We start from the raw sequence: 8101 nt of genomic DNA, 5'->3' as shown, positions 1-8101 counted from the left end.
GTGCGCGACGCTGAAAACGGGCTGGTCCCTGCCTAAGGCCAGCCAGGGCGCAAGACCAAAGGCTGCCGGCCAGCGGCCGGCACTACCGTGCCCGTCTCATGGAGGGGCCAAGTCCCTCCATCAACACAGTTGCTACATGGAGGTATTTACGGCGTCCCCCTCAACCGGACCCACCCCGCCATCCCACGGAATGCACGCATCTGACGTTGACGTTGCCTTGGCTTGAAGCAGGTGCCGGGCGCAGCCCGGCCGTATCATCCCAGCATGCCCCGCGAAAACCTCAACGACCTGCAGGCCTTCGTCCACGTTGCCCGCGAGGGCAGCTTCACCAAGGCCGCCGCCCAGCTGGGCGTGTCCCAGTCCGCGCTCAGCCATGCCATGCGCGGCCTGGAACAGCGCCTGGGCGTGCGCCTGCTGACCCGCACCACCCGCAGCGTGTCCACCACCGAAGCCGGTGCCCGCCTGCTCGACACCCTGGGCCCGCGCCTGGCCGAGATCGAGGACGGACTGGCCGCGCTGGCCGAATACCGTGAACGCCCGGCCGGCACCATCCGCATCAATGCCACCGGCCATGCCGCCGAGTACATCGCGTGGCCACGGCTGGCGCCGCTGCTGCAGCAGTATCCGGACCTCAAGGTGGAACTGACCGCCGACTACGGGCTGGCCGACATCGTGGCCGAGCGCTACGACATCGGCATCCGCCTCGGCGAACGCCTGGCGCGCGACATGGTCGCCGTGCCGATCAGCCTGCCGCTGCGCATGCGCGTGGTCGGTGCACCCAGCTACTTCCGCCAGCACGTGGTCCCACGCCATCCGGACGAGCTGGCAGACCACAACTGCGTGACCCTGCGCCTGCCCACGCATGGCGGGCTGATGCCGTGGGATTTCGGCCAGGACGGCAACGAACTGAGCGTGCGCGTGAGCGGCCAGTGGACCTTCAACACCATGGGCATGACCCGTGCTGCCGCGCTGGCCGGCAGCGGGCTGGCCTGGCTGCCGGAAGACCAGGTGCAGCCGATGCTGGACGATGGCCGCCTGCAGTCGGTGCTGGACGACTGGTGCCCGCACTTCGATGGCTACTACGCGTACTACCCGTCGCGCCGCCACGTCACGGTGGCGATGCGCACGGTGCTGGATGCGCTGCGCGGGCCGATGGCTGGATGAGGTGTGCGGACCAACGGTCCGCACCCACCTCGGTCCGCACCCGGTGATCAGCCCTTGGCTTGCGCCGCACGCTGGGCGTTGTAGCGCTCACCGACGATCGACACTTCATCCAGCGCCTGCGCGATGCGCTGCAGTTCTTCCGGCGCCAGCTGCAGGTCAGCCGCGCCCAGGTTCTCTTCCAGGCGGTGGATCTTGGTGGTGCCCGGAATCGGCACGATCCACGGCGCCTGTGCCAGCAGCCAGGCCAGCGCCACCTGCGCCGGCGTCGCGCCGCGTGCTGCCGCGATCGTACTGATGCGATCCACCAGCGCCTGGTTGGCGCGGCGCGCCTCCACTTCGAAACGCGGCACGCTGTTGCGGAAATCGTTGGCGTCGAAGGTGGTGTCGGCGTTGATCGTGCCGGTGAGGAAGCCGCGGCCAAGCGGACTGAATGGCACGAAGCCGATACCCAGCTCCTGCAGGGTCGGCAGCAGTTCGCGCTCCGGTTCGCGCCACCACAGCGAGTACTCGCTCTGCACGGCGGTGACCGGCTGCACCGCGTGCGCACGGCGCACGGTGGTGGCGCTGGCCTCGGACAGGCCGAAGTGGCCGACCTTGCCCTCGGCGATCAGGTCGCGCACGGTGCCGGCCACGTCCTCGATCGGCACGTTCGGGTCGACACGGTGCTGGTAGAACAGGTCGATATGGTCGGTGCGCAGGCGCTTGAGACTGGCTTCGGCCACGGCGCGGATGTTCTCGGGGCGGCTGTCCAGGCCGGTATCGGTGCGCGCATCCCTGAAGCCGAACTTGGTGGCGATCACCAGCTTGTCGCGGTAAGGCGCCAGGGCCTCGCCGAGCAGGTCTTCATTGGTGTACGGGCCGTACACTTCGGCGGTGTCGAAGAAGGTCACGCCGCGTTCAACGGCCGCGTGCAGCAGGGCGATGCCCTGGCTGCGCTCGACCGGCTGGCCATAGGCATGGGTCAGGCCCATGCAACCCAGGCCCAGGGCGGAAACCTTCAGGCCGCTGCGGCCGAGTTCACGTGTCTGCATCGTCGTGCTCCAGAGGGGGAACGCTGACGATACGCCTGCAGGGGCTGCCGATTGAATGGGCAGCGTTGCAGTTGGTCATGACTGGAATTCATCAATCGCCAACGCGCCCGGTAGAGTCGACTGTTAGTCGACTGCTCTTTCACCGGCCGGGAAAATCCCGCGCTGCGCGCGAGAGTCGACTGACAGTCGACTCTACAGATCTGCAGGTCACCGGATCTCGGAGATCTCCACGCCATCCAGGCCCTGTGACAGCGTGCGTGCGTCGCCGCCCTGGCTGAGCTTGATGCGCAGGCGCACTTCGTTCTGCGAATCGGCGTAACGCAGCGCGTCCTCGTAGCTGATCTCGCCGGCCTGGTACAGCTCGAACAGGCTCTGGTCGAAGGTCTTCATGCCCAGCTGGACCGAGTCCTTCATCACTTCCTTCAGCTTGTGGATCTCGCCGTCGCGGATGTAGTCCTGCACCAGCGGCGTGCCCAGCAGGATCTCCATCGCCACCTTGCGCGAGCGGCCATCGGGCGACGGCACCAGCTGCTGCGCGACCACGCCCTTGAGATTCAGCGACAGGTCCATCAGCAGCTGGTTGCGGCGGTCTTCCGGGAAGAAATTGACGATGCGGTCCATCGCCTGGTTGGCGTTGTTGGCATGCAGGGTGCACAGCACCAGGTGGCCGGTTTCGGCGAACGCGATGGCGTGGTCCATGCCTTCGCGGGTACGCACCTCACCGATCATGATCACGTCCGGCGCCTGGCGCAGGGTGTTCTTCAGCGCGGCTTCCCAGCTGTCGGTATCGATGCCGACTTCGCGCTGGGTGATGATGCAGCCCTCGTGCTTGTGCACGAACTCGATCGGATCTTCGATGGTGATGATGTGGCCGGTCGAGTTCTGGTTGCGGTAACCGATCATCGCTGCCAGCGACGTCGATTTACCGGTGCCGGTGGCGCCGACGAACAGGATGATGCCGCGCTTGGTCATCGCCAGCGTCTTGATGATCGGCGGCAGGCTCAGTTCTTCCACCGTCGGAATGCGCGTCTCGATGCGACGCAGCACCATGCCGACCTGGTTGCGCTGGTAGAAGCAGCTGACGCGGAAGCGGCCGACACCGGACAGGCCGATGGCGAAGTTGCATTCGTGGGTCTTCTCGAATTCCTCGCGCTGCGCCGGGGTCATCACGTTGAGGACCAGGTCGCGGCTCTGCTGCGGCGTGAGCGGGGTCTGCGTGATCGGCGAGATCTTGCCGTTGACCTTCATCGCCGGCGGCATGCCCGCAGTGATGAACAGGTCCGAGGCGCGCTGGTGCGCCATCAGCTTGAGGAACGAAGTGAAATCGATGGTGGTCGCGGTGGTGTTCACGGCAGGCTCCCGGAAAGCGGTTTACCAGGTAACGGTCGGTGGAGGAAACAACACGGGAACAGCGGCGCACTGGTGCACGCTGCCCCGTTACTGCCCCGCCTTACTCGAACAGGCGCTTGTCCTTGGCGTACTCACGGGCCTGGTTTCGGGTGATCAGGCTGCGCTTGACCAGGTCCTGCAGGTGCTGGTCCAGGGTCATCATGCCGTACTGCTGGCCAGTCTGGATGGCCGAGTACATCTGCGCCACCTTGTCCTCGCGGATCAGGTTGCGGATGGCCGGGGTGCCGACCATGATTTCCCACGCTGCGGTACGACCGCCGCCAACCTTCTTCAGCAGCGCCTGCGAAATGACCGCGCGCAACGACTCGGACAGCATCGAGCGCACCATCGGCTTTTCGCCGGCCGGGAACACGTCGATGATGCGGTCGATGGTCTTGGCCGCCGAGCTGGTGTGCAGGGTGCCGAACACCAGGTGGCCGGTTTCCGCCGCGGTCAGTGCCAGGCGGATGGTTTCCAGGTCACGAAGTTCGCCCACCAGGATGATGTCCGGGTCCTCACGCAGCGCCGAGCGCAGTGCTTCATTGAAGCCATGCGTGTCGCGGTGCACTTCGCGCTGGTTGATCAGGCACTTCTGCGAGGTATGCACGAATTCGATCGGATCCTCGACGGTGAGGATGTGGCCGTATTCGTTCTTGTTGATGTAGTCGATCATCGCCGCCAGCGTGGTCGACTTGCCCGAACCGGTCGGGCCGGTCACCAGGATCAGGCCCTGCGGCTGCTGGATCACTTCGCGGAACAGCGGCGGGCAGGCCAGGTCCTCGAGGGTGAGCACCTCGGACGGAATGGTACGGAACACCGCACCGGCACCGCGGTTCTGGTTGAACGCGTTCACTCGGAAGCGCGCCAGCGATGGAATCTCGAAGGAGAAGTCCACTTCGAGGAATTCCTCGTAATCGCGGCGCTGCTTGTCGGACATGATGTCGTACACCAGCGCATGGACCTGCTTGTGGTCCAGGGCTGGGATGTTGATCCGGCGAACGTCGCCGTCGACGCGGATCATCGGCGGCAGGCCTGCGGACAGGTGCAGGTCGGACGCTTTGTTCTTTACGGAAAACGCCAGCAGTTCGGCGATATCCATGAGCGGCTACTCCCCAATAACGGCTTCGACTGGAAGGATCTTTCCCCGGGCGGCAGTATAGCCTCCTGATTCAACGGAACGCGTTACGTGGCCACTTCCCTGCCCCAGATCCTGAGCAACCTGCATGCCGCCGCCGAGGCCGCTGGCAGGCCCGACCCACGCCTGCTGGCGGTGTCCAAGACCCAGCCGGCCGAGGCCGTGGCCGCGCTGGCCGCGCAGGGCCAGCACGCCTTCGGCGAGAACTACGTGCAGGAGGCACTGGCCAAGATGCAGGCGCTGCAGCACCTGGCGCTGGAATGGCACCTGATCGGCCACCTGCAGTCGAACAAGGCCGAGGCCGTGGCCAGCCATTTCGACTGGGTGCAGAGCGTGGACCGCCCCAAGCTGGTGACCGCGCTGGCACGCCATCGCCCGGCCGCGCGAGGCCCGCTGAACGTGCTGATCCAGGTCAACATCGACGACGAATCCAGCAAGCATGGCTGTGCACCGGAAGAAGTGGATGCACTGGCCGCAGCGATTGCCGCCGAACCCACCCTGCGCCTGCGCGGACTGATGGCGATTCCCGCGCCATGGCCCGAAGCCGAGCGGCGTCGGGATGCATTCGTGCGCATGCGCACACTTTTCCAGTCGCTGGCTGCCCAGCACGCGCAGATCGACACGCTGTCGATGGGCATGAGCAGCGACTACGCCGAAGCCATCGCCGAGGGCGCCACCTTGGTGCGCATCGGCACCGCCCTGTTCGGCGCGCGCCCGCGCCCGGCCTGATTTTTCAAGGAGACTTCCATGGCAGCTGATTCCATCACCTTCATCGGCGGCGGCAACATGGCGCGCAGCCTGATCGCCGGCCTGATCCGCCAGGGCGTGCCGGCCGCGCACATCCACGTCGCCGAACCGGTGGCCGAACTGCGCCAAGCGCTGGCCGCCGACTTCGGCGTGCAGGTGCATGACAACGCGAGCGATGCCGCCGCGCAGGGTGGCACCTGGCTGCTGGCGGTGAAGCCGCAGGTGCTGCGCGAGGTCTGCCAGTCTCTGCAGGCGCTGGCACAGGCGAGCCGACCGCTGGTGGTGTCGATTGCCGCCGGCATCACCAGTGCGCAGCTGCAGCGTTGGCTGGGGGGCGACCTGGCAGTGGTGCGCGCGATGCCGAACACCCCTGCCCTGCTCGGCGCAGGTGTGACCGGCCTGTTCGCCACACCGTCGGTGGACACGCAGCAGCACGCGCGGGCCGAGCAGGTGCTGGCCAGTGCCGGGCGCACGGTGTGGATCGACAGCGAGGGGCTGATGGATTCAGTGACTGCCGTTTCCGGCAGCGGCCCGGCCTATGTGTTCCTGCTGGCCGAAGCGATGGAAGCGGCGGGTATTGCCCAGGGCCTGCCGGCCGACGCCGCGCGCACGCTGGTGGTGCAGACTCTGCTGGGCGCCTCGCGCATGCTGGATGAGGCTGGTGAAAGCCCGGCGGAACTGCGCCGCCGCGTGACCTCGCCCAACGGCACCACCCAGGCCGCGATCGAGAGCTTCCAGGCCGGTGGCTTCGAGGCTCTGGTGGATACGGCACTGCGCGCCGCGCAGGTGCGTGGGCAGGAACTGTCTGCGGCGAATGATTGATCCCGATGTGTGCCGACCAACGGTCGGCACCTACCATCATTCACGCATGGCGTGGATCTATTGATACCTGTCGCCGCTGGAATGCACGGTGCTCTGCTGTCTGCGGTGAATGATTGCCCCCGATGTGTGCCGACCAACGGTCGGCACCCACCATCATCCACGCATGGCGTGGATGCTCATTGCCCCAACGTCGTCATGACGAAATCGACGAAGCACTGCAACCGCGGGCGCGGTCTGCGGTCGGGCAGGTAGATCAGGTGCATCGGCCGCGGTTCGGGCAGGTAGTCGCGCAGCAGCGGCTTCAACCGCCCGGCTGCAATCTCCCCGGCCAGCAGTGCGGTCGGCTGCAGCACCAGCCCGGCTCCGGCCACCGCGGCTTCGCGCAGTGCAACACCATCATTGCAGGTCAGGCGCGCTTCCCAGTCCACCTGTTCACCGTTGGCCAGCTGCCAGCCGTGGCCACCGCGCCAGGCCAGATGGCTCAGGCAGTCATGCCCTTCCAGATCGGCGGGCGTACGCGGCGTGCCGCGCCGGCGCAGGTAGGAAGGCGCCGCGCACAGGCTCATCGCATACGGTGGCAGCGGCCGCGCCACCACCTCCTGCGACGGCAGCGGCCCGACCCGGATCGCCACGTCGAAGCCGTCCTCGATCAGATCCACACGGCGGTTGCTCAGATCCAGTTCAACGTTCAGCTGCGGCTGCGCGCGCAGCAGGCCGGCCAGTTGTGGCGCCAGCACGCAGCTGCCCCAGGTGGTGGGTGCGCTGACCCGCAGCAGCCCGCGCGGTTGCACCTGCAGGCCGGCCACGTCGGCCTCGGCCTGCTGCACCTGCTCCAGCACCTGCCGGCACCCGGCCAGGTAGGCGCTGCCGGCTTCGGTCAGGCGCTGGCGGCGGGTGTTCCGTTGCAGCAACGCGGTGCCCAGGTGCGCCTCCAGCTGCTGGATGTACTTGCCGACCATCACCGCCGAGACCTGCAACTGTTCAGCGGCCCCTGCAAAGCTGCCGCACTCGGCTACCGCGACGAAAGCCTGCATGCAGCGAAGGGTATCCATTGCTAATCCGGAGTTAGGAATCTGCAAAGCATACGCCGCTTACCTAACCCCGCTGTGACGGCGCAGACTGCGTTCACTCCCTCACGCAAGGAACGGCCATGAAGATCCTCCTCGTTGGTGCCAGCGGCACCCTCGGCCAGGCAGTCGCCCGCCAGCTCGGCCAACAGCATCAGATTCTCGCCGCCGGCCGCAGCAGCGGCGAACTGCGGGTGGACCTGACCGACGACGCCAGCGTCGCCGAACTGTTCTCGCGTACCGGCCCGGTTGATGCGGTGATTTCCACCGCCGGCAAGCTGCACTTCGGTCCGCTGCAGGACATGACGCCGGCGCAGTTCAACCTCGGCCTGCAGGACAAGCTGCTGGGCCAGGTGCGGCTGGCACTGGCGGCGCAGCACCATCTCAACGCCGGCGGCTCGATCACCCTGACCAGCGGCATCGTCAGTGCACAGCCGATCCGCGATGGCGTCAACGCCACCTCGGTGAATGCCGCGTTGGAAGGCTTCGTGCGTGCCGCCGCGTTGGAACTGCTACCGCGTGGCCTGCGCATCAACGTGGTCAGCCCGAACGTACTGATCGAATCGATGGCAGCCTACGGCCCCTACTTCCCGGGCTTTGAAGCGGTGAGCGCGCAGCGCGCGGCGCTGGCCTTCCAGCGTGCAGTGGAAGGCATCCAGAGCGGCGAGACGATCACGGTCTGGTAAGAAAAAAGGCACGGAGGGGATCAAGTCGACAATGCACAAACGACATAATCCCCTCCGTCC

General features: G+C 66.6%; 7 protein-coding genes and 1 pseudogene. 4 read left to right on the top strand and 4 right to left on the bottom strand.

Annotation, left to right across the window (positions count from 1 at the left end):
• Window positions 1–264: 264 nt before the first annotated feature.
• Complete coding sequence (locus AC5P9L_RS07470; RefSeq protein ID WP_133050767.1) at window positions 265–1164, top strand: LysR family transcriptional regulator; 900 nt, start codon at window positions 265–267, stop codon at window positions 1162–1164.
• A 47-nt stretch (window positions 1165–1211) separates the two neighbouring features.
• Here the strand turns inward: AC5P9L_RS07470 and AC5P9L_RS07465 are convergent, their stop codons facing one another.
• The 3 genes from AC5P9L_RS07465 to AC5P9L_RS07455 form a co-directional block, all read right to left on the bottom strand.
• Entirely contained in the window at window positions 1212–2195 is a 984-nt protein-coding gene (locus AC5P9L_RS07465; RefSeq protein WP_114618884.1) for an aldo/keto reductase, read from the bottom strand.
• 207 nt (window positions 2196–2402) lie between these two features.
• A complete protein-coding gene (locus AC5P9L_RS07460; protein ID WP_005408369.1) occupies window positions 2403–3545 on the bottom strand; it encodes a PilT/PilU family type 4a pilus ATPase in 1143 nt (380 codons plus the stop codon).
• 100 nt (window positions 3546–3645) lie between these two features.
• Window positions 3646–4683, bottom strand: coding sequence for a type IV pilus twitching motility protein PilT (locus AC5P9L_RS07455; RefSeq protein ID WP_004147099.1), 1038 nt, complete (start codon window positions 4681–4683; stop codon window positions 3646–3648).
• An 87-nt stretch (window positions 4684–4770) separates the two neighbouring features.
• Between AC5P9L_RS07455 and AC5P9L_RS07450 the strand changes: the two genes are divergently transcribed.
• Window positions 4771–5448 carry a YggS family pyridoxal phosphate-dependent enzyme gene (locus tag AC5P9L_RS07450; protein WP_049397192.1) on the top strand — a complete coding sequence of 226 codons (678 nt, stop codon included), beginning with the start codon at window positions 4771–4773 and terminating at the stop codon, window positions 5446–5448.
• An 18-nt stretch (window positions 5449–5466) separates the two neighbouring features.
• The gene (proC, locus tag AC5P9L_RS07445) at window positions 5467–6288 is read left to right on the top strand and encodes a pyrroline-5-carboxylate reductase (RefSeq protein WP_005408367.1); all 822 of its coding nucleotides are present in this window, start codon (window positions 5467–5469) and stop codon (window positions 6286–6288) included.
• 176 nt (window positions 6289–6464) lie between these two features.
• On the opposite strand, the gene AC5P9L_RS07440 is transcribed toward proC, so the two are convergent.
• The gene (locus tag AC5P9L_RS07440; RefSeq protein WP_012479333.1) at window positions 6465–7340 is read right to left on the bottom strand and encodes a LysR family transcriptional regulator; all 876 of its coding nucleotides are present in this window, start codon (window positions 7338–7340) and stop codon (window positions 6465–6467) included.
• Between the two features lie 71 nt (window positions 7341–7411).
• Here AC5P9L_RS07440 and AC5P9L_RS07435 point away from each other — a divergent pair.
• Window positions 7412–8041 (top strand): annotated as a pseudogene (locus AC5P9L_RS07435) (short chain dehydrogenase); the annotation flags it as partial.
• Between the last annotated feature and the right edge of the window lie 60 nt (window positions 8042–8101).

It is taken from the genome of Stenotrophomonas sp. YJH_SMC_64 (assembly GCF_059371375.1).
The sequence above is the reverse complement of the archived record's forward strand: the minus strand, read 5'-3'. Positions and strand labels throughout refer to the sequence as shown.